Below are 22510 nucleotides of genomic sequence, written 5' to 3'. Positions count from 1 at the left end.
TTTTATTGAAATTGCTCCACTTGGCTAGAACGCATACGATTCAGTGTTGCAGCAATTTCATGGCGTCGTGGTCGAGCTAGGTCACCTGGGTGCTGTTGTGGAAATGGCGTAAAGGAAGCTAACCCTTTCGTATCCATCTGCTTTTCAATTTCGTCAAGTAACTCAGGTAAGCTACGCTTCGTTTTTAACCAGCCTTTTTGCTCTAAATGTAATAGAACTTCAGCAATCATTCGTGTTTGAGATACGTTGATTAACTGTTCTACATAATGGAGGGAAATTTCATGTTGGCCCATTAAAATAAGTGTACGACCTTTTGCCTGAACCTTAGACTTTTTCCCTTTACGACTATCCAAACTCTTAGGTTGGAAATGACGCTTAGGAATCACTCCAAACTCTTCCCCACCTTCTCGCTCACGATGGAATGGATGTTGCTCTGCAATTTCACGTGCTTTTTCAGTTACATTATAAGGGAGGTATTGGTCTAGCATAATCACTTCATCTGCTGCTTCAAAATAGTCGCCAGAACCGCCCATAACTAAAATAGTTGATACATCTAAGCTATCACGTAATTGCTTAATTTTATCAATAAACGGCGTGATTGGCTCTTTTTCTTTCACAACTAGTTCTTGCATTCGTTCATCACGAATCATAAAGTTTGTGGCACTCGTATCTTCATCAATCAATAGTGTTGATGCACTGGCTTCAATAGCCTCCATAACATTAGCTGCCTGAGAGGTACTGCCACTTGCGTTTTCTGTTGTAAATTGGACCGTGTCTTCGCCGTGCGGAAGATTTTTGATAAATGGTGAAATATTTACGTTTGATACATGTCGCCCATCTTCAGCACGAACCTTCACTGCATCCTCATCTGTTACAACATATTCACGTCCGTCTCCCTTAACATGAGGATACACCCCACGTTCCATTGCTTTCAATAGGGTACTTTTTCCGTGGTAACCTCCTCCAACAATAAGCACAATTCCTTTGTTTAAGGCCATGCCTGTTAGAGGCTCATCACGGTGAGGAATATCAATCGATACACGGTTCGCTTCTGGACTTTCAAAAGGAATCGCATTTTTCATAGGGCGATTACTAATCCCACTTTCCCGAGGAAGAATAGAACCATCCGCTACGAAGGAAACCCAACCATTTTCTTTCATTGTTTTCTTAATCGCATAGTGTTGATCTGCTAACTGACATACTTCTTCAAAAACATGATCGTTCATGGAAAATACAGAACGCTCTAATATAGAAGGAATCGCTTCAAAAAATAGCTTCTCTGCTTCCTTTCCATTAATACGACGCCCATTCGCGGGTAGGCCTATAGAAAGGCAGACCACTATCTGATTATTTTCAATCGATACAGCTGTGCGGTCTATAATTTCTTGACCCGGTGCGTCGATGGAGATGGCTCCACTCTTTCCTGATCCTTTGATCATAGATTTATCTTTAACAACAGCCTTTGCAACATGACGAGCAATCACATCTTCTGCATATAACTTACGAGATTTTGTCTCTTTCCATTGTGGTCGAATCTCTCTTGTTGAATTCGGAATGATTAATCGAATTTTAGAGGGCGCCGCAAATGGATCTCCCTGAACATAGTCGATCGCTACATCATAGGTTTGAAATGTATAAGTTCCTTGTATATCTTTATAAGCTTTATAACTTTTCCCATCAATTCTTCGTAGGTTTTGTTGCAATTGTTTCATACAAATACACCCTTTCTTAGGTAAAGACTGCTAATGTTTAATAGCTCTACCTTACAATGTATCCGTTTTGTATATAAGAAAAACACGAGATCCACTAAATATAGTAAACTCGTGAGTTAAAATTGCGCATGAAAAAACGCAATGCTTCGTTTCCACACCTTTAAACGAAACACTGCGTTGGCAACATAATATGGAGCGGGTGATGGGAATCGAACCCACGACATCAGCTTGGAAGGCTGAGGTTTTACCACTAAACTACACCCGCATCAAGATTTAAAAAACAAGCTTCAAAACTGCTTTATATCAGTCATTTGCGTGGTTGTATGAACAACTCATCGCTCACAAATTTTATATTAACAAATCCTTAATATAAGATCAATAAAAACTTAAAAATTTTGTCGAAATCTTTTCTTTTGTCTAATTTAAGCTAAGCTGTTGACTTATTTTTGCTCAGGGTATATATTTTGCACTAAGGAAACTTTCATAGACGAAGTTAATTTTTTATTATTTGTGCACATATATAAAAACAAGGCATATATTTTATTAAAGTTTTAAGAGCGATTTTTTTTATTTTATTTTTTGCATATGACCAACAATATTAACTTGTACTAAAGGAGATGGAAAGATGAAAAAACTATTAATCTTACTTGTATTCCCAGCATTACTACTAGCTGGATGTAACAATGAAGCTGCTTCAGAAGATCAAAACGGAAACGAAAAAGTGAAAGTTGTGACAACAATTGCCCAAATTGCTGATGTTGCTAGAAACGTTGGCGGAGATAATGTTGAGGTTGAAAGCTTAATGGGACCAGGAACAGATCCTCATTTATATAAAGCAACACACAGTGACATCGAGTTGCTTCAAGAAGCTGATATTATTTTTTACAATGGCCATCACTTAGAAGGTCAAATGAACAAAGTATTCAAAAAGATGCGCCAACAAAAGCCTACTTACGCTGTCGCAGAAAGCATACCTGAAGAAAAAATGGATGCTGATCCGGAAAACCCTGAAATCTATGACCCACATGTATGGTTTGATGTAACCATGTGGCAATACACAGTTGATGAAGTCGCTAAGGGTTTAAGTGATTTAGATCCTGATAACACAGAGGCTTATGAAAAAAATGCTGAAAACTATAAGCAAAAGCTAGATGAACTTCATAAATATGCTAAAGAGCAAATCAATAAAATCCCAGAAGAAAGCCGTGTACTTGTAACTGCCCATGACGCCTTCCACTACTTTGGTAAAGCTTACGGGCTAGAAGTTAGAGGTTTACAAGGTCTAAGTACGGAATCGGAATTTGGACTAAAGGATGTACAAAGAATTGTAGATCTTCTATCAGAACGAAACATCAAAGCCGTATTTGTTGAAAGTAGTGTATCTGAGCGTTCCATTAATGCCGTTGTTGAAGGTGCAAAAGAAAATGGCCATAACGTAAAAATTGGCGGGGAATTATACTCAGATGCTATGGGACCTGAAGACACAAAAGAAGGCACTTACATCGGGATGTTCAAACACAATATCGAAACGATCGTAAACGCTCTTAAATAAGGAAAGGAGATTTTCCATGAACGCTTTAACGATACAAAATTTATCCGTTACGTACGATAAACAATATGCATTGGAAGATGTGAATTTCAGTATTCCTGAAGGATCTTTAACGGGGATAATCGGACCAAACGGTGCTGGAAAGTCTACACTGATCAAAGCAATCTTACGCCTGATCCCAACCATTTCTGGAGAAGTTACGGTTTACGGAAAACCATATAAAAAACAACGGAGCTTGGTAGGATATGTCCCACAACGTAGTGAAGTTGACTGGGACTTCCCGACAAACGCTTTAGATGTTGTACTCATGGGTCGCTATGGTCACATCGGTTGGATTAAGCGCCCTAATAAAAAAGAAGTGCAATACGCTTTAGATTGCTTGAAGAAAGTTGGTATGGAAGAATTCGCTGACCGACAAATCAGTCAGCTATCAGGTGGTCAGCAGCAACGTGTCTTCCTAGCACGTGCACTAGCTCAAGATGCCCAAGTGTATTTTATGGATGAACCATTCGTTGGAGTGGATGCTGCAACAGAAAGAGCCATCATTAAGTTGATGCAAGAATGGAAAGAACAAGGCAAAACAGTTCTCGTTGTACACCATGATTTACAAACCGTAAAAGACTACTTTGATCACTGTTTATTACTAAACAAGAAACCTATTGAATGCGGACCCACATCAGATGTATTCACTATGGATAATTTACAACGCACATATGGTGGTTCCATTTCATTCCTTGGAAATAATCAAGTCATGATGCAAGGAGGATGATTTGAATGAGTGAGTTTTTAAATTTTCTCTCAAGTGCTAATACGCAGTGGGTTTTGCTGGGTTCAATCATCCTTGGCTTTGCAAGTGGTTTGATCGGTAGTTTCGTACTTTTGAAGAAACAGAGCTTAATCGGGGATGCTATGGCTCATGCTACACTTCCTGGAGTTTGTGCAGTCTATATTATTTTTAACGTTAAATCCATCCCCCTCTTTCTAGTTGGCGCTGCCTGTACGGGATTGTTAGCAACCTATTTAATCCAAGCTATTGTGAAACATTCAAGAATAAAGACAGATGCATCCATAGGTGTGGTACTCTCGGTTTTCTTTGGTTTTGGTATTGTCCTATTAACGTATATCACCAAAAATACAAAAGGAAATCGAAGTGGCCTTGATGAATTCATCTTTGGTCAGGCAGCAGCAATGGTCAAAAGTGATATACAGGTCATTGCATTGGGATCTCTCATTATCATTATTGTAAGTGCACTGTTCTTTAAAGAATTGAAAATATCAATTTTTGATCCACAGTATGCCAAAGGGATCGGTTTACCGGTAAGCCTTTTTAACCTAATCCTAATGGGCTTAGTTGTAGGAATCGTAGTAGTCGGAATTCAAATGGTTGGTGTTGTCTTAATTGCTGCACTTCTCATCACACCTCCTCTGGCAGCCAGGTATTGGACTGATCGCCTTGGGAGAATGGCCTTTTTATCAGGATGTATAGGTGGCATTTCTGGTGTCGTTGGTACATTGATTAGCACTGCAGGAGATGGGCTTCCGACAGGTCCCCTAATTGTATTATGTGCATCAGTAATCTTCCTTGTTTCATTACTGTTCGGCGCACGTAAAGGATTGATAATAAAGGCGGTGAGAACGACATGAGTTATAGTGCATGGATTATTCTAACAGGGTGTCTCGTTGGGGTGACTTGCGGTGTTACCGGAGCACTACTTGTTTTAAGAAAAATGGCGATGCTAGCTGATGCCATCAGTCACACCGTATTACTTGGAATTGTAGGAGCCTTCTTGGTCACACAATCCTTGAACGGTGTGCCTATGTTAATTGGTGCAGCTATTGTAGGTGTATTAACAGCCGTTATGGTGCAAGCCCTTGATTCAAGTGGCGTACAATCTGATGCTGCAATTGGAGTTGTATTTACTTCCCTGTTTGCGCTGGGAGTCGTTCTCATCTCTTTCATAGGAGATAATGTTCACTTAGATGTTCAGCACGCTTTAATGGGAGAAATCGCATTTATTCCTTGGGATACCCTCACGATTAATGGGGTCGATCTCGGACCTACGGCTGTATGGATGCTTGGTGGGGTCTTACTTTTAAATATATCAATCATTCTACTTCTCTATAAAGAAATAAAAATAAGTACATTTGATCCACAATTAGCTTTATCGATTGGGGTACCCGTAGTCTTTATCCACTACCTGCTTATGACGATGGTGTCCTTTTCAACAGTTGCTTCATTTGATAGTGTCGGGGCTATCCTAGTTGTAGCTATGCTTATTGTCCCTGGCTCTAGTGCTTATCTTCTAACAGATAAATTTGGTATGATGCTTATCCTGAGTGGTGTTATAGGAGCGTTGTCTGCATTGGTTGGTTATGGAGGAGCCGTACTATTCGACGTTTCCATTTCAGGAGCTATTGCCTCAGCAACAGGTTTATTATTTACACTGTGCTTCTTACTGAGTCCTAAGCATGGCATGATTGCAAAATGGTTCCGTAGGAAAAAGATGCAACAAAGTGTATAAAAACAAAATATCTAAGTAACAAAAAGCCTTACTACTATGGTTGTAGTAAGGCTTATTTTTATTACTTAGAAATTTATTTTTCTTCATTAAAACCACAAAAATATGCTAAAATAAGGAAAATGAAACACCTTGTGAATACATGTTTAAATGATTTTTAGTACTGCATCAACTATTTCTTAGAAAGTAGGTAGAAAAAATGCCCTTACTAACCCCTGAACATGTGCTGAGCCCTGACATTGCATTCACTCAAAATACTACAATTACAAATGGTACTCATATCTTATACACTTCCACAGACCCTGAAAAATACCTCGAAAACGCTACATCATTTATTTCCTCCGGCTTATCATTAGGACAAGCTGTTGTATTCATTGATGAACCACATATTTTTAATACAATAACAGAACAACTCATACATAAAGGTTTTGACCAAGAGAAGGTTGCATCCATCCTATTCTCTGATCGTCATGAGTTTTATACAAGCAATGATATTTTTGACATTGATACTGTCATATCTTCTTTTTCACCCCTATTAACCCCCTTTCTTCAAGAAGGGATTCCGATAAGAACCTGGGGTAAAGTAAAGTGGTGTGCAAATCAAGCATGCTTTATGGATTTAATAAAAAAGTACGAGATGAATGTAGATGATTTTGTAAACGAGATGAACACGTTTTCAGTATGCGCGTATGATGGAGAAGAGTTACCTGCAAGTTTACAAATGGAGTTGATGAAGCATCATCAGTACATTATGTCCGACAATGAATTTGTTTCATCTAGTTTTTATGAAAATGAACGATTATCCCCTTCCATCATGCATGATACAAAACAATACGAAACAATCGAAAACTTACATACACAATACTCTAAGCTAATAGATCAATTACCAGATCCAGTGTTTATTAGTTCAAATGGGACAATCGCCTATGTGAATGAAGCTGCAACAACCTTAATGGAATGTGACTTTCATGATTTAGTTCATCTCTCTCTAATAGATATTATCCAAGAAAAATTTCCAGAGAAGAATCCGTTAGATCATTCGGGCTCTCCAATAGAGGTAAAACTCACGACAAGTAAAGGAAATACCGTAGAAGTAGAGATGTATTCTTTTCCATTTTTAAACGAAGAACGAACTGTGGAAGCGACGATTACTATTGCCAGAGATATGAAAGACAAAAAAGGAAGTCAAAAATTAGATATGATTAGTCAGTTAGCAGCCAGTAATGCACACGAGATTAGAAATCCTCTTACAGCTATTAAAGGATTTATTGAATTAGCTAAAGAGGGAAGCCTTGATCTAGATATATACTCTATTATCGGCAGAGAAGTTGAACGAATCGAGCTTATAGCCGGAGAGTTATTGGTCTTAGGTAAGCCAGAACAAATGACTATGGACACAATTGAGATTAACGAAATTCTCAAACATGTTTGCGGGTTAATGAAGTTTCAAGCAGAAACAGAACAAGTAAATATCCAAGAAGACTTCCAACATAACCTTTTTGTCAGATGTAATAAAGAACAGCTTCAACAGGTGTTTATCAATCTTTTAAAAAATGCGATCGAATCCATAGAGGATGAGGGAAACATCAAGGTCCATTCTTACAAAGATCATAACCAGGTCAAAATTGATGTTACGGATAACGGAAAAGGGATTCCAGATCACATTCTAAAACATGTAGCTGAACCTTTTTATACAACTAAAGAAAAAGGAAGCGGAATAGGCCTGATGGTTTGCTATAACTTAATTGAAAAACATGAAGGTACAATAAATGTTCAATCTAATCCTGGACAAGGTACAACATTCACGATTACATTACCTCTTGTCAGTGAAACAAAGTGTACTTCATCGGGACAGCATTAATTGCCCAATTAATATTATGGCCCCAAAAATCAAAGCACATGTGACCTCAAATACGAGACCGCATGTGCTTTTTATTATTCTTGATCTACTATTGTTGTAATCGACAGATTTAGTGATATCCTATGCTGTAAAATGCATCCTCTTAGCTAGTTTTTGAACTTTGGGTAAAGCACTGATATCCATATTACCTCCACTAACAACTACCCCACAATGCTTTGATTGAATAAGCTTATTATGGGTAAATAAAGCTGCTAGCGTTGCAGCTCCTGCCCCTTCAATTAGAGACTTATTACGCTCTAGCATGTAGACCATAGCAGATGCAATCTCTTCATCTGTTACAGTTACGATGTCGTCTACATATTGATTAATTAATGGTAAGGTATTTGTTCCTGGTTGTTTGACCGCAATTCCTTCTGCAATTGTAGGTGAAGAGTTATGGTTGTTAAACTTTTTCTGGTGATAGTTCTCATATACTGCTGTAGCTTTACTAGCCTGAACGCCTATAACTTTAACGTTTGGATTCTGTTCCTTAACAGCAACTGCTACGCCACTAATAAGACCTCCGCCACCAATTGGAACTAAAATGGTATCCATTTGTTTTTCTTGCTCTAGCATTTCCAATCCAATAGTACCCTGCCCTGCCATGATGTCGTAATCATCAAATGGATGTATATAAACACAATCATCTTGGGCCTGTTTCCTTAAAGAAGCTTCATAGGCTTCTTGGAAATTCTCCCCGGTTAACACGACTTCGGCACCATAAGATCGAGTTGCTTCTACTTTTGCCAACGGCGTTTTTTCTGCCATGAATATAGTCGCCTTCACACCTAACTGAGCTGCCGCATGGGCTACACCTTGTGCATGGTTTCCTGCTGAGGCGGTGACAACTCCCTTATTCAACTCTTCTTCAGGGAGCTGCATCATTTTAAAGCTAGCTCCTCTATACTTAAATGCCCCTGTTTTTTGCTGGTTTTCCATCTTGAAATAAACGTCTTTTCCTAGTAACTCATTTGTTGTCGTTGATGTTAATAATGGTGTTTGATGAACGATAGGCTTTAGACGTTCCATCGCAGTCCGAACTTTATCACCCGTTAAGCAATTCCCAAGGTACTTCACTCCTCTTTTTTATACGTTTTCATACTCCTCAATCTTATCTTCATGCTGTAGTGTTAATGCAATTTCATCCCAGCCATTTAACAACTTTTCCTTGTGATAAGCTGGAATATCAAAGTGTACGGCTTGTTGTTCCGTATTTTTTACCGTTTGATTTTCTAGGTCTACGGTTAACGTTAACGTTGAATGCTCTGCTTGCTCCATCCATTTATCAAGCTGTTCTTGGTCCATTTGAATTGGGATAATTCCATTTTTTAAAGCATTATTATAAAAAATATCCGCAAAACTGGGAGCAATGATCACGCGAAACCCATAATCTAATAATGCCCAAGGTGCATGTTCCCTGGATGAACCACATCCGAAATTTTCACCCGCTAATAAAATTGTGGCATTTTCATACTTAGGGTTATTCAGCCCAAAATCAGCTCTTTGATTCCCATCATCATCAAACCGCCAATGATAAAATAGAAATTGGCCAAATCCGCTTCTTTCAATTCGCTTTAAAAATTGCTTTGGAATAATCTGATCTGTATCAACGTTTGTTCGATTTAATGGATACACAAGTCCTGTATGCTCTTGAATAGCTTCCATTCCCTATCACTTCCTAATTTAATACTCCTGCAAACTGTCGAACATCTACAAACTGCCCTTCAATAGCAGCCGCTGCTGCCATTTCAGGGCTAACTAAATGCGTTCGTGCTCCATTGCCTTGTCTTCCTTCAAAGTTTCGGTTAGAAGTTGATGCACATCTCCCACCTGGTGGGACAATGTCGTCATTCATTGCTAAACACATACTACAACCAGCCTCGCGCCATTCAAACCCTGCTTGTTTAAATATCGTATCTAAACCTTCTTTTTCAGCCTGTAATTTCGTACTAAACGATCCCGGAACGACTATGGCTCTTACATTTTCATTTACTTGCTTACCTTGCACAATGGCAGCTGCTTTTTTCAAATCACTTAGACGTGAATTTGTACATGATCCAATGAATACATGATCAATACCTATAGAGGAGATCGGCTGTTTCTCTTCCAGTCCCATATACTCTAACGCTCGTTCTACACCTTCTACATCTTCCACTTCGTCCAAGCCAGGGGTTCTTCCACTCACTGGTACACCCATACCTGGATTGGTTCCCCAGGTAACTTGCGGCTCTACCTCGTCTGCATCAATGGTTAGCGTTTTATCATAGACAGCACCTTCATCCGTGGCTAATTCTCTCCATTGCTCAGCAAGCTCTGTAAATGCTTCTCCCTCTGGAACATGTTTTTTCCCTTTTAAGTAGTCCACTGTTTTTTCATCGGGACTGATTAATCCAGCACGAGCTCCTGCTTCAATAGACATATTGCACACTGTCATACGGCCTTCCATCGATAAGTTTCGGATTGCTTCTCCCGTAAACTCTATAACATGACCCGTTCCAAAGCGAACACCATATTTAGCAATGATCGCCAAAATAAGGTCTTTCGCTGTAACACCAGTTCCCAAACCTCCTTCAACATGGACGTTTAGGGTTTTGGGGCGATCTTGCCACAAGGACTGTGTAGCTAACACATGTTCAACTTCACTTGTACCAATACCAAAAGCAAGAGCTCCGAATGCACCATGTGTTGATGTGTGACTGTCACCGCAAACAATGGTCTTACCCGGTTGTGTTAGCCCCAGCTCAGGACCAATAACGTGCACGATCCCTTGGTTCGGGTTGTTCATGTCCGCTAGTGTAATTCCATTCTCTTCACAGTTTTTCTTTAACGTTTCCATCTGCTTTTGAGAAACCTGATCTTTTATGACATCTCGATTTTTTGTAGGAACGTTGTGGTCCATCGTGGCATAGGTTAAATCCGGTCGACGAACTTTTCGATTATTCATGCGCAAGCCTTCAAAAGCTTGAGGAGAAGTTACCTCATGAACAAGATGTAAATCAATATAAAGTAGATCGGGTTTTCCTTCCTCCTCATGCACAACGTGTTTCTCCCAAATCTTTTCAATAATGGTTTTAGGTTGTACCAATTTAACGCACCTCCTTCAATTAGGCATACATACTACAGATACAATCTGAGACACTGTTAGATGTGATATGATCCACTACCATTTTGGTCATTTCTTTCGTTCCAACTTGCTTACCACCTTCAATATGCAAATCTGCTGTATGATAACCTTGCTCTAGACATTCATTAACGGCTTTTTCAATCTTCGCTGCTTCTTCCTCAAGTTGAAAGGAGTGTCGTAGCATTAAAGCAACAGATAAAATCATGCCTAGCGGATTAACAACCCCTTTTCCTGCAATATCGGGAGCCGATCCGTGTACAGGTTCATAAAGCCCCACTCCATCAGATCGAATGCTAGCAGACGGCAACATTCCTAATGATCCAGTTAAAACAGATGCTTCGTCACTTAAAATATCACCAAATAGATTCTCCGTTACCATGACATCAAATTGCTTAGGCTGCGTAATTAACTTCATGGCAGCAGCATCAACGAGTTCATGCTCTACTGTAACGTCAGGATATTCCTTGCTCTTTTCATTTACAATTTCACGCCAAAGTCGGCTCGACTCTAATACATTTGCTTTATCAACAGAAGTTAAGTGATTATTCCTTAACCTCGCGCTTTGGAAGGCTTTATCAATAATTCGTTCCATTTCACTTCGGTGATAAGAAAGGGTGTCAACTACTGCATTGTCACGTCTTTCACTAGGTTTACCGAAGTAAAGACCACCTGTTAATTCACGAATAATTAAGATATCGCTATCCTTAATGATCTCTTCTTTTAAAGGCGATGTGTGAAGTAAAGGAGCAAACCCTTTTACCGGTCGTAAGTTAGCAAACAAGCCTAATGTTTTACGTATCCCAAGCAACCCTTTTTCTGGCCTCATATGACCAGGAAGGGAATCCCATTTACTTCCTCCTACCGCACCTAATAGAATAGCATCAGAATTTTTACATGCATTAATGGTTTCCTCCGGTAAAGGTGTTTCATATCGATCAATTGCATCACCACCAATGGCATGCTGGTGGTATGTGAAGGTATGGCCGTATTCACTTGCTACCGTATTGAGAACCACCTTAGCTGATTCCATAATTTCTGGACCAACACCATCACCTGGAAGCATTATTAGTTGTTTGTTCACAGTTTACCCTCCTCAAAACGCCTGTTATTTGACGACTTCTTTACTATCAAATGTGACCTGCTGCATGATATAGCGATTTACGGCATTTAAAAATGCATTGGCAGATGATTCGACTACATCCTGTTTTGTAGCTCTCCCATTTACCTTTTCTCCATTGACTAATAGTTGTACATGCGAGTTAGCTAGAGCGTCCTTACCCCGACCTACTGAACTTAGTTGGTAATCTACTAACTGTACATCCTCTTCTATTAATTCATCTAACGTTTCGTATAGTGCTTCAACACTACCTTGTCCTGTACGGGCTGACTGTACGGCTTCTCCTTCAGGATTTTTCAACCTTACAGTGGCAGTTGGGATATTGGCTGTACCATACTGAACCTGAAACATTTCTAGCTCATATTTATTGAATGGTTCTGTATCGGTTTGCACTTCCATTAATAATGTAAATACATCATCATCGGTTACTTCTTTTTTGTGATCCGTTAATTCTTTAAAACGTTTAAATGCTTCTTTTATATGATCCTCACTAAGCTCAATGCCCATTTCTTTTACTTTATCTACAAATGCATGACGGCCTGAATGTTTCCCAAGGAATAATGAATTTGATTTAACCCCAACCATTTCAGGGGTGATAATTTCATAGGTTGATGCATTCTTTAAAACCCCGTCTTGGTGAATTCCTGACTCATGGGCAAATGCATTATTCCCTGTTACCGCTTTGTTTGCCTGAACATTCATTCCGGTTAGTCTTGCTACTAAATCACTTGTACGTTTAATTTCTTCTAGCTGAAGATCAGTGGAATAATCGTAATAGTCTGAGCGAATCTTTAAGGCAACTGCGATTTCTTCCAATGCTGCATTACCAGCACGCTCTCCAATCCCATTAATGGTACCTTCCACTTGGGTAGCACCATTTTCTATTGCAGCAATGGTATTTGCTACCGCCATTCCTAAGTCATTATGGCAATGACACGAAAGACTTACCTGATCAATATTTGGAACTGTTTCACGTACAAATTTAAATAATTCTCCGTATTCTTGAGGTGTTGAATACCCAACCGTATCAGGTAGATTAATAACATCAGCCCCCGCATCAATCACCTTTTCAATAATGCGAGCTAGGAAGTTCCAATCCGATCTGGATGCATCCTCTGCAGACCATTCCACTTTCGGAAACTTCTCTTTAGCATAAGAGACCATACTTACCGCTGTATCCATGACTTGTTCTGGAGTCTGCTTCAACTTATACGTCATGTGGATAGGTGAAGTAGCTAGAAAAATATGCAGGCGAGGTTCTGCTGCACCTTTCAAAGCACCCCATGCTGTATCGATATCCGATTTCACCGCTCTTGCTAATCCTGTAACAGATGCGTGTTGGATCGTATCAGCAATCTTTTTCACTGCATTAAAATCACCTTGAGAGGAAGCGGGGAATCCCGCCTCCATCCGATCTACACCGAAACGCTCAAGTTGTTTAGCGATTTCTAATTTTTCTAGTTGATTTAGATTAACCCCAGGAGATTGTTCACCGTCTCTTAACGTCGTATCAAAAATTTTAAGTCGTGACATTGGCTTTCACATCCTTTTGCTTTTGTTGGATTGGTTTTTTAACAAAAGGCATTAACTCTCGTAACTCCCTTCCTACTTGTTCAATTGGATGTTGATTTTCTCTTGCATTCACTGCATTAAATTTAGGTCGGTTTGCTTGATTTTCAAGGATCCACCCTTTTGCAAATTCACCTGATTGTACTTCTCCTAATACTTCTTTCATACGTTCTTTTGTTTGAGCATCAACAATTCGAGAGCCCGAAACGAAATCTCCCCATTGAGCAGTATCAGAAATGGAGTGGCGCATGTTTTCCAATCCACCTTCATACATCAAATCAACGATTAGTTTCATTTCATGCAAGCACTCAAAGTAGGCTACCTCTGGTTGATATCCAGCTTCCGTTAATGTTTCAAATCCTGCTTTTACTAGACTCGTAAGTCCTCCACAAAGTACAGCTTGCTCTCCAAATAAGTCGGTTTCCGTTTCTTCTTGGAATGTCGTTTCAAGAACCCCTGCTCTAGCTGAACCAATTCCTTGTGAATAAGCTAGTGCCAGTTCTTTTGCGTTTCCTGTTACATCTTGAAGAACGCCATATAAAGCTGGAACTCCACCTCCGTCTTCATAAGTACGACGCACAAGATGTCCTGGTCCCTTAGGAGCTACTAAGAATACATCAACGTCTGAAGGAGGTACAACTTGGCTGAAATGAACATTAAATCCATGAGCAAATGCAATGGCATTACCAGCTTGCAGATTTGGTTTAATGCTTTCCTGATAGATATAAGGCTGAAGTTCATCTGGTAATAGAACCATAACAACATCTGATTCACTTACTGCCTCAGCAACAGGCTTAACTGTAAAACCGTCTTCCTCTGCTTTTTGTTGAGATTTACCTGGTCGAAGTCCTACAACAACGTCATAGCCACTTTCACGTAGATTCTGTGCATGAGCATGGCCTTGGGAACCATAACCTACAACCGCTACCTTCTTTTCTAGTAAAACCTCTTTTTGGATATCTTTCTCATAAAGTACTTTTGACATATTCATCTTCCTTTCTACTTTTTATTTTTATAAATTTTATATTGAATAAGAGTTAAGCTCTGTAACCTGCTTAGGTTGCTGCCCTCTTAAAAAGGAGGTTACTCCGGTTTTCGTTAGTTCTTTTATCCCATAAGGTTTCAACAATGTGATTAGCGCTTCCACTTTATCTGGCTTACCTGTTACCTGAATGGTTAAGCTTTCCTTGCTAACATCGATGATTGATGCACGAAATGGAGCAATAATTCCTTGTATCTCTGAACGTAACTGCCCGCTTCCAGTCACTTTGATAAGGGCTAACTCTCTTGCGACTATGGCCTTATCGGTAATATCTGATACCTTTAAAACATCGATTTGTTTATTTAATTGCTTCGTTAGTTGTTCGAGGCTTTGATTATCACTTACGTCAATCACGAAAGTCATTTTGGATACTCCTTCAGTTTCTGAAGCTCCTACGGATATACTCTCGATATTGAATTGGCGCTTATGAAGCATCCCTGTAATTCGGTTGAGAACACCACCTCGATTTTGGACCGTAGCCGTGATTATACGTTTCATTTCGTCACCCCTATCATTTCATGAATCCCTTTTCCAGGAGCAATCATCGGATAAACACTGGTTTGTTGAACAACTCTGCAATCAACAACGACTGGACCATCATAAGCGAATACATCTTGCAGCATTTCAACTACATCCTCTTCCTTATCAACCTTTAACCCTCTAACTCCGTAGCTTTCAGCAAGCTTTACGAAATCTGGTTGCGAGGAAAAGATGGATTCTGAATATCTTTCGTCATAAAAGCTTTCCTGCCATTGTCTAACCATTCCTAGAGCTTCGTTATTGAGGATGATCACTTTTACAGGAAGGTTTCTTTCTTTAAGAATAGACAACTCTTGAAAAGTCATCTGAAACCCTCCATCCCCTACAACAGAAACAACTAAATCGTCAGGAGCACCAAATTGTGCACCGATTGCTGCTGGAAAGCCGAATCCCATTGTTCCTAGTCCGCCTGATGTTACCCATCGATTTGGTTTATCAAATTGATAATATTGAGCTGCCCACATTTGGTGCTGTCCGACGTCTGTTGTGACGATGGCCTCTCCATTTGATTCATTAAAAATTTGTTCAAGTAACCATTGAGGAGAAATAAGCTCATTCGATCTATCATGCCACAACGGATAATTGGTTTTATTTGCTTGCAATTCATCCTGCCATTCATCATGATCTGGCTTTTCAATGCTTGTGTTTAACAGTGCCTGTAATGTTTCTTTTGCATCTGCTACAACTGGAATGTCAGTCGGAACATTTTTACCTATTTCAGCAGGATCAATATCAATGTGAGCGACTTTAGCTTTCGGCGCAAAATGCTTTAAGTTTCCTGTAAGCCGGTCATCAAATCTTGCCCCAATATTTATTAAAAGGTCACATTCGTAAATTGCCATGTTCGCTGTGTATGTTCCGTGCATTCCAGCCATTCCTAAGGAGAGTGAATGGGACCCCGGAAAGCTTCCTAATCCGAGTAAAGTGTTCGTTACAGGGATGTCATATTTCTCAGCGAATTCCTTTAACTGATCTGATGCTTCCGCAAATGTTACTCCTGCACCTGCAAGGATTAGAGGACGCTTTGCATTCTTTAGGGCATCAGCTAGTTTTACAATTTGCAAAGGATTCGGCTGCGTCGTCGGTTGATACCCCGGCAGTGAAAACTCCTCTTCAAGTTGGTCTAATTCAACTGTAGAGGAAATGTTCTTAGGAATATCGATAACAACTGGACCCGGACGTCCTGAAGTGGCAATATGAAAAGCTTCCTTCACTGTTTTGGGGATGTCGGAAACGTTTTTAACTTGATAATTGTATTTGGTAATTGGTGTAGTGATCCCTAGCACATCAGCTTCCTGAAATGCATCGGTTCCAATTACGCTATTTGCCACTTGCCCTGTAAAAACAACTAAAGGCAAAGAATCCATCATGGCATCTGTAATTCCGGTAATTAAGTTGGTTGCACCCGGCCCCGAAGTGGCAAGAACGACACCAGGTTTTCCGGTTACTCTGGCATAACCTTCAGCGGCATGAATAGAACCTTGTTCATGACGAGAAAGTACATGTTTGAATGATGCTTGACTTCGGTAAATAGCATCATAGATGGGTAAGACAGCGCCACCAGGGTAACCAAATAACGTATCTACTTCTTCATCCACCAATGCGTCGATTAGAACATCTGCTCCAGTGACAACTTCATTTGTGTGCTGCTCCACTTCATGTCTTGCCTTCATGTTCACTTCTCCATACCTCCTTCAATATCACTTAGTTATAAACACTCTTTTCGTTAACAAAGGCTAAATAGGTGTCTCTCTTAGGAGCTAATTGAATAAAAAAAGACCCTTTGCTCCCTATAATCCTGAATTAACGAAATATTCAGAATCATTGGGGAGAAAAGAGCCTTTCTTTTCACGGTACCACCCAAGTTCATAGCATCCTCACGAATACTATCTTAACAGGCTGAGTGCGTCAGCCTATTTTTGGTAACAGGTACTGGTTCAAGTACCCGGACAAGCCTAGTAAGATAAACCGTTCAACTTGTCACTCAGAGATGATGTCAGAACAACGTGTACTTCTAGGCTTCCAGCAACCCTAGATCTCTGTGAATACACTGAACATGTTCCTTTTTCCCGTCATTGAGTTCATCATTATTTTTTTGTTAAAAATTTTAAATTATATTCTTATTAGATCTTCATTTCTATTCAAAGCTTTGTTCTTGTGTGTAAGTTCAAGGTGCTGACAATCTTATAACGTTTTTAGGCAATGGTCAACAGATTATTTAAAATTTTTTGATATTTCAAAATTGAGAGATATATTTGTATGCGTTTACATCCTTAGCAAAAAAGCATTTTTATTTATATAATTTTTCGAAAATTTTTTTTAATATAAAAGGTTTATATTAAAAATAACTCCAGTGTTTTAACTGGAGTTATTTTCGATCAATTAACCATTTAATTTTTATAGTCCGTTACAGCACCTTTTGATGAGCATGATACATTATGAGCATATTTGCCCAAGATCCCTTTCTTATAAAGAGGTGGTGCTTCCCAATGCTTACGACGATTTTCTAGTACTTCATTCGTTACATCCATAAATATCTCTTTTTTGTTTGAATCGATTGTTACGAGGTCACCTTCTTCTAATACAGAAATTGGTCCTCCGACTTGGGCTTCAGGTGCTATATGCCCCACAACTAGTCCATGGGTTCCCCCAGAGAATCTACCATCTGTTAATAATGCTACCTTTTCCCCTAAGCCTTTTCCGACCAATAAAGCAGAGATCGATAACATTTCAGGCATACCTGGCCCACCTTTAGGACCAACATATCGTATAACTAATACATCTCCTTCTTGAATAGAATTATTCAGAATAGCTTCTGTGGCTTCTTTTTCAGTATCAAATACACGAGCTGGCCCTGTATGACGTTCAACCTTAACACCAGACACTTTAGCAACAGCACCACTTGGAGCTAAGTTGCCTTTCAATGTAATTAAAGGTCCATCCTCGCGCTTAGGATTATCAAATGACGATATAATGTCTTGTCCCTCTTCTAAAGATGGGGCTTCTGCTAAATTCTCTGCAACTGTCTTACCGGTAACAGTTAAGCAATCTCCATGTAAATAGCCATTGTCATAAAGAAGCTTCATAACTGCTTGTACCCCTCCAACTTTATGAAGGTCTTGCATTACATATTTTCCACTAGGTTTTAAGTCCGCAATGTGTGGTGTTTTTTCTTGAATTCGATTAAAGTCTTCCATGGTTAAATCCACTTCAATTGCATGAGCCATAGAAAGCAAGTGGAGAATGGCATTCGTCGAGCCTCCAAGTGCCATTACGACAGTAATCGCATTTTCAAAAGCTTCTTTTGTCATAATGTCTTTCGGATAAATACTCTCCTCAAGTAAGTATCTAACTGCTTCTCCGGCAGCCTCACAATCCTTAGCTTTGTGGTCCGATTCAGCTGGATTTGATGAACTCCCCGGTAAACTCATCCCCATAGCTTCCACAGCAGAAGACATTGTATTTGCTGTGTACATACCACCACATGCGCCAGCCCCAGGGCATGCGCTACACTCAATAGCGTTTAGTTCATTTTCATCAATATTGCCTTGATTATATTTACCGACTCCTTCAAAGACAGATACAATATCTACATCTTTTCCCTTATGAGACCCTGGTGCAATTGTGCCTCCATAAACAAAAACAGATGGTACTTCAGCATTTGCTATAGCAATCATACAACCTGGAATGTTTTTATCACAGGCGCCGATCGCAACGAGTCCATCCAAGTTCTGTGCACCTACAACGGTCTCAATAGAATCGGCGATTACATCTCGACTTGGTAATGAATAACGCATGCCTTGCGTTCCCATTGAGATCCCATCAGACACAGTAATTGTGTTAAAGATTAAAGGTAAGCCACCTGCTTCTCTTGCCCCTTTTTTTGCATTAACCGCTAAATCATCAAGGTGTATATTACATGGGGTCACTTCACTCCATGTACTCGCAATGCCAATCATTGGCTTATTAAAATCATCATCCGTAACACCGACAGCGCGAAGCATTGCTCGGTTCGGTGCTCTCATAGCACTTTCACTAAAAACTTTACTATTAATCCGTAAATCTTTTGTCATTCTAAATCCCACCTTTTCTTTCGCATAATTATAGGACTCTTTGTTTTAATGTTCAATAATTTTTTCTGAAAAATTTAATTCTTTCGTAAATAATTGATATGAGTTAATATGTATGGGAGGCAGTTCAATCGTAGTGTAAGTAAAGGGTGGGAAGTACTGAAATAAAAATATTATAAATGGGATTTTGGTATATCCTAAAAGAAAAAAACGCTCGGGATAAAGTTCCCAAGCGTTTTAAATCCTGATCATGTTTCACATACAATCTATTTCGTATTGGTGAATCCACCATCAATACGAATAACTTCCCCATTAACGTACTCAGCTTTAGAAGTTAATAAGAACGTCACTAGTTCAGCAACTTCTTCTGGAGTACCTAAACGCCTTTGAGGTATTCCTTTCTCCGCATTTTCTTTCATTTCTGGATTTGCATCAAAAAAATCTTTAACCATTGGTGTTTCAGTAGGTCCAGGAGCTATAGCATTGGCACGCAATCCGTCTTTACCATATTCCGCAACAATACTCTTGGTTAAACCTACAATACCATGTTTTGTAGCAGAGTATGTCACTACAGAGTCTTGTCCTATAACCCCAGCGCTTGAAGCAGTATTAACAATAGCACCTTTTCCGTTCTTAACCATTACATCTGCCACATAACGGACACCATAAAGAGCCCCTAATAAATTTATCCCTACTACTTTTTCAATATCTTCAACTGAGTTATCTAAGAAGTAATTTCCGTTCCCAGAAATCCCTGCATTATTAAAGAAGTAGTCAATTGTCCCAAAATGTTCTACCGTTTGATCAACATATTTTTTTACCTCTTCAGGTTTTGAAACATCTGCCTTAATAAACAGTGCTTCTTGTCCTAACTTTTCTACCATCTCAACTGTATTCTGGCCACCTTCTTGGTCAACATCTACAGCAACGATATTCACGCCTTCTTCTGCTAGTCGTACTGCTGTGGATTGTCCTAAACCACTACCAGCGCCAGTAACAATTGCAACCTTATTCATAAAAAATACCTCCAAAGTAATATTAGAATATTACATTTTCCGTTCTATCACATTATTCCCATTTTCGTTAAATGGAATGCTTACATATACGACTTATGTTACTTACCTTTTAACAAAAAAAATCCTCCGTTTTTTAACGAAGGATAAGATCTTTGAAAGGTCACGTCACCCTAAGAAGATTTTCTTCAGCGCAACACAACTGTTTTTTACACTTTTTTTGGACATAAAAAAAATCGCTTTACTTAGCGACTTCTGTTGACATCTTAAGTTTTACGATACCGGTGGCCGGGTTCGAACCGGCACTCCGTGAGGAACACGATTTTGAGTCGTGCGCGTCTGCCAATTCCGCCACACCGGCAAATAATTGGAGGCGGCAACCGGATTCGAACCGGTGGTAGAGGATTTGCAGTCCTCGGCCTTACCACTTGGCTATGCCGCCGTTACTTCATATATATTATCATATTATGATCAATATGACTAAATGTTCTTCTTAATAAAGAAATGGAGCAGAAGACGGGATTCGAACCCGCGACCCCCACCTTGGCAAGGTGGTGTTCTACCACTGAACTACTTCTGCACAATTTGAATTATGGCTGGGCCAGCTGGATTCGAACCAGCGCATGACGGTACCAAAAACCGTTGCCTTACCGCTTGGCTATGGCCCAATATTTTTAATGGGGCGATTGATGGGGATCGAACCCACGAATGCCGGAGCCACAATCCGGTGCGTTAACCACTTCGCCACAACCGCCACAATTTAAAATGGCAGGGGTAGTAGGAATCGAACCCACATCGGCGGTTTTGGAGACCGCTGTTCTACCGTTGAACTATACCCCTACGCTATTTTTTAGTTTTAAATAAAATGGTGGAGGGAGCAGGACTCGAACCTGCGAACCCAGAGGGAGCGGATTTACAGTCCGCCGCGTTTGGCCAACTTCGCTATCCCTCCACTTTTTTAACAGTGCAGGCCAGAGGACTTGAACCCCCAACCTACTGATTACAAGTCAGTTGCTCTACCAATTGAGCTAGGCCTGCATTGTAAGTGGTGGCTCGGGACGGAATCGAACCGCCGACACACGGATTTTCAGTCCGTTGCTCTACCGACTGAGCTACCGAGCCACTATGTAATAAAGAGAAACTATTTAATTGAAAATGGCGGTCCGGACGGGACTCGAACCCGCGACCTCCTGCGTGACAGGCAGGCATTCTAACCAACTGAACTACCGGACCATTTGGTTTCACTTTTCTAGTACTACTATTCTTCACTAGCTGTGATAAATATTCGACATAGTAAGTGAATAAATTTGGTTGCGGGGACTGGATTTGAACCAGCGACCTTCGGGTTATGAGCCCGACGAGCTACCAGACTGCTCCACCCCGCGATAATATAAAATCTAACTTATTCTATGAGATAATCACTGATATGTGATTAAAATGAATGGTGGAGGATGGCGGGCTCGAACCACCGACCCCCTGCTTGTAAGGCAGGTGCTCTCCCAGCTGAGCTAATCCTCCATGTAAAAGTGGTGACCCGTACGGGATTCGAACCCGTGTTACCGCCGTGAAAGGGCGGTGTCTTAACCACTTGACCAACGGGCCAATATCTGAAAGTGGCGGAGAGCGAGGGATTCGAACCCTCGAGACCCGGGTATGGGCCTACACGATTTCCAATCGTGCTCCTTCGACCACTCGGACAGCTCTCCATGGCTCCAACGGCAGGATTCGAACCTGCGACCGATCGGTTAACAGCCGATAGCTCTACCACTGAGCTACGTTGGAATAATAGAAAGTGTGAATAAGTTATAATGGAGATTGCCTGGCGGCGTCCTACTCTTGCGGGGGCGAAACCCCGACTACCATTGGCGCTGAAGAGCTTAACTTCTGTGTTCGGCATGGGAACAGGTGTGACCTCTTCGCCAAAGCCACCAGACAATTTTGTTGTGCCCTCAATTCAAGGACAAGATATATTATATAACCCTTATAAAAAGAAATCAAGAGTAAATTTAAAAAAATTAATATACCTTCAAAACTAGATAAGAGACATCGTAACGGTTTTTTCAATAGAGATAGATAAGTCCTCGATCGATTAGTATCAGTCAGCTGCACGTGTCACCACGCTTCCACCTCTGACCTATCAACCTTGTCGTCTACAAGGGATCTTACTCACTTGAAGTGATGGGAAATTTCATCTCGAGGGGGGCTTCATGCTTAGATGCTTTCAGCACTTATCCCGTCCACACGTAGCTACCCAGCTGTGCTCCTGGCGGAACAACTGGTGCACCAGCGGTGTGTCCATCCCGGTCCTCTCGTACTAAGGACAGCTCCTCTCAAATTTCCAACGCCCACGACGGA

Annotated in this window: 16 protein-coding genes, 16 tRNA genes and 2 rRNA genes; 5 read left to right on the top strand and 29 right to left on the bottom strand. The window is 40.3% G+C overall.

Annotated features, from left to right (window positions below; all coding sequences use genetic code 11):
* Positions 1-2: 2 nt before the first annotated feature.
* Together H514_RS0111440 and H514_RS0111435 are read right to left on the bottom strand one after the other, a co-directional pair.
* Positions 3-1712, bottom strand: a complete 1710-nt coding sequence (locus H514_RS0111440) for an ABC-ATPase domain-containing protein (protein ID WP_027447087.1) — start codon at positions 1710-1712, stop codon at positions 3-5.
* Between the two features lie 191 nt (positions 1713-1903).
* Positions 1904-1977: transfer RNA gene (locus H514_RS0111435), tRNA-Gly, on the bottom strand.
* 360 nt (positions 1978-2337) lie between these two features.
* Between H514_RS0111435 and H514_RS0111430 the strand changes: the two genes are divergently transcribed.
* From H514_RS0111430 to H514_RS23990, 5 genes are all read left to right on the top strand, one after another.
* Positions 2338-3264 (top strand): metal ABC transporter solute-binding protein, Zn/Mn family, encoded by a 927-nt coding sequence (locus tag H514_RS0111430; protein WP_027447086.1) that lies wholly within the window; start codon positions 2338-2340, stop codon positions 3262-3264.
* Between the two features lie 16 nt (positions 3265-3280).
* Positions 3281-4030, top strand: a complete 750-nt coding sequence (locus H514_RS0111425; RefSeq protein ID WP_027447085.1) for a metal ABC transporter ATP-binding protein — start codon at positions 3281-3283, stop codon at positions 4028-4030.
* Between the two features lie 5 nt (positions 4031-4035).
* Positions 4036-4905, top strand: a complete 870-nt coding sequence (locus tag H514_RS0111420) for a metal ABC transporter permease (protein WP_027447084.1) — start codon at positions 4036-4038, stop codon at positions 4903-4905.
* Positions 4902-5783 (top strand): metal ABC transporter permease, encoded by an 882-nt coding sequence (locus tag H514_RS0111415; RefSeq protein WP_027447083.1) that lies wholly within the window; start codon positions 4902-4904, stop codon positions 5781-5783. The genes H514_RS0111420 and H514_RS0111415 overlap by 4 nt, the downstream gene beginning before the upstream one ends.
* 196 nt (positions 5784-5979) lie before the next feature.
* The gene (locus tag H514_RS23990) at positions 5980-7641 is read left to right on the top strand and encodes an ATP-binding protein (RefSeq protein WP_027447082.1); all 1662 of its coding nucleotides are present in this window, start codon (positions 5980-5982) and stop codon (positions 7639-7641) included.
* Between the two features lie 120 nt (positions 7642-7761).
* Here H514_RS23990 and ilvA read toward each other — a convergent pair whose 3' ends face one another.
* The 27 genes from ilvA to H514_RS0111275 all read right to left on the bottom strand — a co-directional run.
* Complete coding sequence (gene ilvA / locus H514_RS0111405; RefSeq protein WP_027447081.1) at positions 7762-8757, bottom strand: threonine ammonia-lyase; 996 nt, start codon at positions 8755-8757, stop codon at positions 7762-7764.
* A gap of 9 nt (positions 8758-8766) precedes the next feature.
* On the bottom strand, positions 8767-9345 hold the full coding sequence (gene leuD / locus H514_RS0111400) for a 3-isopropylmalate dehydratase small subunit (protein ID WP_027447080.1): 579 nt from the start codon (positions 9343-9345) through the stop codon (positions 8767-8769).
* 13 nt (positions 9346-9358) lie between these two features.
* On the bottom strand, positions 9359-10765 hold the full coding sequence (gene leuC / locus H514_RS0111395; RefSeq protein WP_027447079.1) for a 3-isopropylmalate dehydratase large subunit: 1407 nt from the start codon (positions 10763-10765) through the stop codon (positions 9359-9361).
* Between the two features lie 19 nt (positions 10766-10784).
* Positions 10785-11885, bottom strand: a complete 1101-nt coding sequence (gene leuB / locus H514_RS0111390; RefSeq protein WP_027447078.1) for a 3-isopropylmalate dehydrogenase — start codon at positions 11883-11885, stop codon at positions 10785-10787.
* A 24-nt stretch (positions 11886-11909) separates the two neighbouring features.
* Complete coding sequence (locus tag H514_RS0111385; RefSeq protein ID WP_027447077.1) at positions 11910-13454, bottom strand: 2-isopropylmalate synthase; 1545 nt, start codon at positions 13452-13454, stop codon at positions 11910-11912.
* Entirely contained in the window at positions 13441-14475 is a 1035-nt protein-coding gene (ilvC, locus tag H514_RS0111380; RefSeq protein ID WP_027447076.1) for a ketol-acid reductoisomerase, read from the bottom strand. The genes H514_RS0111385 and ilvC overlap by 14 nt, the downstream gene beginning before the upstream one ends.
* 36 nt (positions 14476-14511) lie before the next feature.
* Positions 14512-15030 carry an acetolactate synthase small subunit gene (gene ilvN / locus H514_RS0111375; protein WP_027447075.1) on the bottom strand — a complete coding sequence of 173 codons (519 nt, stop codon included), beginning with the start codon at positions 15028-15030 and terminating at the stop codon, positions 14512-14514.
* Positions 15027-16745, bottom strand: coding sequence for an acetolactate synthase large subunit (gene ilvB, locus H514_RS0111370; RefSeq protein WP_154657371.1), 1719 nt, complete (start codon positions 16743-16745; stop codon positions 15027-15029). The genes ilvN and ilvB overlap by 4 nt, the downstream gene beginning before the upstream one ends.
* 717 nt (positions 16746-17462) lie before the next feature.
* On the bottom strand, positions 17463-19145 hold the full coding sequence (gene ilvD, locus H514_RS0111365) for a dihydroxy-acid dehydratase (RefSeq protein WP_027447073.1): 1683 nt from the start codon (positions 19143-19145) through the stop codon (positions 17463-17465).
* A gap of 263 nt (positions 19146-19408) precedes the next feature.
* Positions 19409-20158 carry an SDR family NAD(P)-dependent oxidoreductase gene (locus H514_RS0111360; protein ID WP_027447072.1) on the bottom strand — a complete coding sequence of 250 codons (750 nt, stop codon included), beginning with the start codon at positions 20156-20158 and terminating at the stop codon, positions 19409-19411.
* A 276-nt stretch (positions 20159-20434) separates the two neighbouring features.
* Positions 20435-20516 (bottom strand) — tRNA-Leu (locus H514_RS0111355).
* A 7-nt stretch (positions 20517-20523) separates the two neighbouring features.
* A tRNA-Cys gene (locus tag H514_RS0111350) sits at positions 20524-20597 on the bottom strand.
* Positions 20598-20660: 63 nt separating this feature from the next.
* Positions 20661-20735, bottom strand: a tRNA-Gly gene (locus H514_RS0111345).
* 13 nt (positions 20736-20748) lie between these two features.
* Positions 20749-20823: transfer RNA gene (locus H514_RS0111340), tRNA-Gln, on the bottom strand.
* 10 nt (positions 20824-20833) lie between these two features.
* Positions 20834-20909: transfer RNA gene (locus tag H514_RS0111335), tRNA-His, on the bottom strand.
* A 12-nt stretch (positions 20910-20921) separates the two neighbouring features.
* A tRNA-Trp gene (locus H514_RS0111330) sits at positions 20922-20995 on the bottom strand.
* Between the two features lie 26 nt (positions 20996-21021).
* Positions 21022-21107, bottom strand: a tRNA-Tyr gene (locus H514_RS0111325).
* A gap of 13 nt (positions 21108-21120) precedes the next feature.
* Positions 21121-21193: transfer RNA gene (locus H514_RS0111320), tRNA-Thr, on the bottom strand.
* 8 nt (positions 21194-21201) lie between these two features.
* Positions 21202-21277, bottom strand: a tRNA-Phe gene (locus H514_RS0111315).
* A 34-nt stretch (positions 21278-21311) separates the two neighbouring features.
* A tRNA-Asp gene (locus tag H514_RS0111310) sits at positions 21312-21388 on the bottom strand.
* Positions 21389-21463: 75 nt separating this feature from the next.
* Positions 21464-21540: transfer RNA gene (locus tag H514_RS0111305), tRNA-Met, on the bottom strand.
* 57 nt (positions 21541-21597) lie between these two features.
* Positions 21598-21673 (bottom strand) — tRNA-Val (locus H514_RS0111300).
* A gap of 9 nt (positions 21674-21682) precedes the next feature.
* Positions 21683-21757: transfer RNA gene (locus tag H514_RS0111295), tRNA-Glu, on the bottom strand.
* A gap of 12 nt (positions 21758-21769) precedes the next feature.
* A tRNA-Ser gene (locus H514_RS0111290) sits at positions 21770-21861 on the bottom strand.
* Between the two features lies 1 nt (position 21862).
* Positions 21863-21937: transfer RNA gene (locus H514_RS0111285), tRNA-Asn, on the bottom strand.
* 35 nt (positions 21938-21972) lie between these two features.
* Positions 21973-22088: ribosomal RNA gene (rrf, locus tag H514_RS0111280) — 5S ribosomal RNA — on the bottom strand.
* Between the two features lie 136 nt (positions 22089-22224).
* Positions 22225-22510, bottom strand: a 23S ribosomal RNA gene (locus H514_RS0111275); the annotation flags it as partial.

Origin of the sequence: Pontibacillus marinus BH030004 = DSM 16465 (assembly GCF_000425225.1) — a bacterium.
Taxonomy (GTDB): Bacteria; Bacillota; Bacilli; order Bacillales; family BH030062; genus Pontibacillus; species Pontibacillus marinus.
This window is presented reverse-complemented; position numbering and strand designations above follow the sequence as displayed.

What these genes read in the sequence shown, in the direction of transcription:
- H514_RS0111440 (WP_027447087.1), bottom strand. Translation starts at nt 1,712, where the DNA reads ATGAAACAATTGCAACAAAACCTACGAAGAATTGATGGGAAAAGTTAT.
- ilvC (WP_027447076.1), bottom strand. Translation starts at nt 14,475, where the DNA reads ATGTCAAAAGTACTTTATGAGAAAGATATCCAAAAAGAGGTTTTACTA.
- ilvN (WP_027447075.1), bottom strand. Translation starts at nt 15,030, where the DNA reads ATGAAACGTATAATCACGGCTACGGTCCAAAATCGAGGTGGTGTTCTC.
- H514_RS0111360 (WP_027447072.1), bottom strand. Translation starts at nt 20,158, where the DNA reads ATGAATAAGGTTGCAATTGTTACTGGCGCTGGTAGTGGTTTAGGACAA.
- H514_RS0111415 (WP_027447083.1), top strand. Translation starts at nt 4,902, where the DNA reads ATGAGTTATAGTGCATGGATTATTCTAACAGGGTGTCTCGTTGGGGTG.
- ilvB (WP_154657371.1), bottom strand. Translation starts at nt 16,745, where the DNA reads ATGAAGGCAAGACATGAAGTGGAGCAGCACACAAATGAAGTTGTCACT.
- H514_RS0111430 (WP_027447086.1), top strand. Translation starts at nt 2,338, where the DNA reads ATGAAAAAACTATTAATCTTACTTGTATTCCCAGCATTACTACTAGCT.
- leuD (WP_027447080.1), bottom strand. Translation starts at nt 9,345, where the DNA reads ATGGAAGCTATTCAAGAGCATACAGGACTTGTGTATCCATTAAATCGA.
- H514_RS23990 (WP_027447082.1), top strand. Translation starts at nt 5,980, where the DNA reads ATGCCCTTACTAACCCCTGAACATGTGCTGAGCCCTGACATTGCATTC.
- H514_RS0111425 (WP_027447085.1), top strand. Translation starts at nt 3,281, where the DNA reads ATGAACGCTTTAACGATACAAAATTTATCCGTTACGTACGATAAACAA.
- ilvD (WP_027447073.1), bottom strand. Translation starts at nt 19,145, where the DNA reads ATGACAAAAGATTTACGGATTAATAGTAAAGTTTTTAGTGAAAGTGCT.
- H514_RS0111385 (WP_027447077.1), bottom strand. Translation starts at nt 13,454, where the DNA reads ATGTCACGACTTAAAATTTTTGATACGACGTTAAGAGACGGTGAACAA.
- H514_RS0111420 (WP_027447084.1), top strand. Translation starts at nt 4,036, where the DNA reads ATGAGTGAGTTTTTAAATTTTCTCTCAAGTGCTAATACGCAGTGGGTT.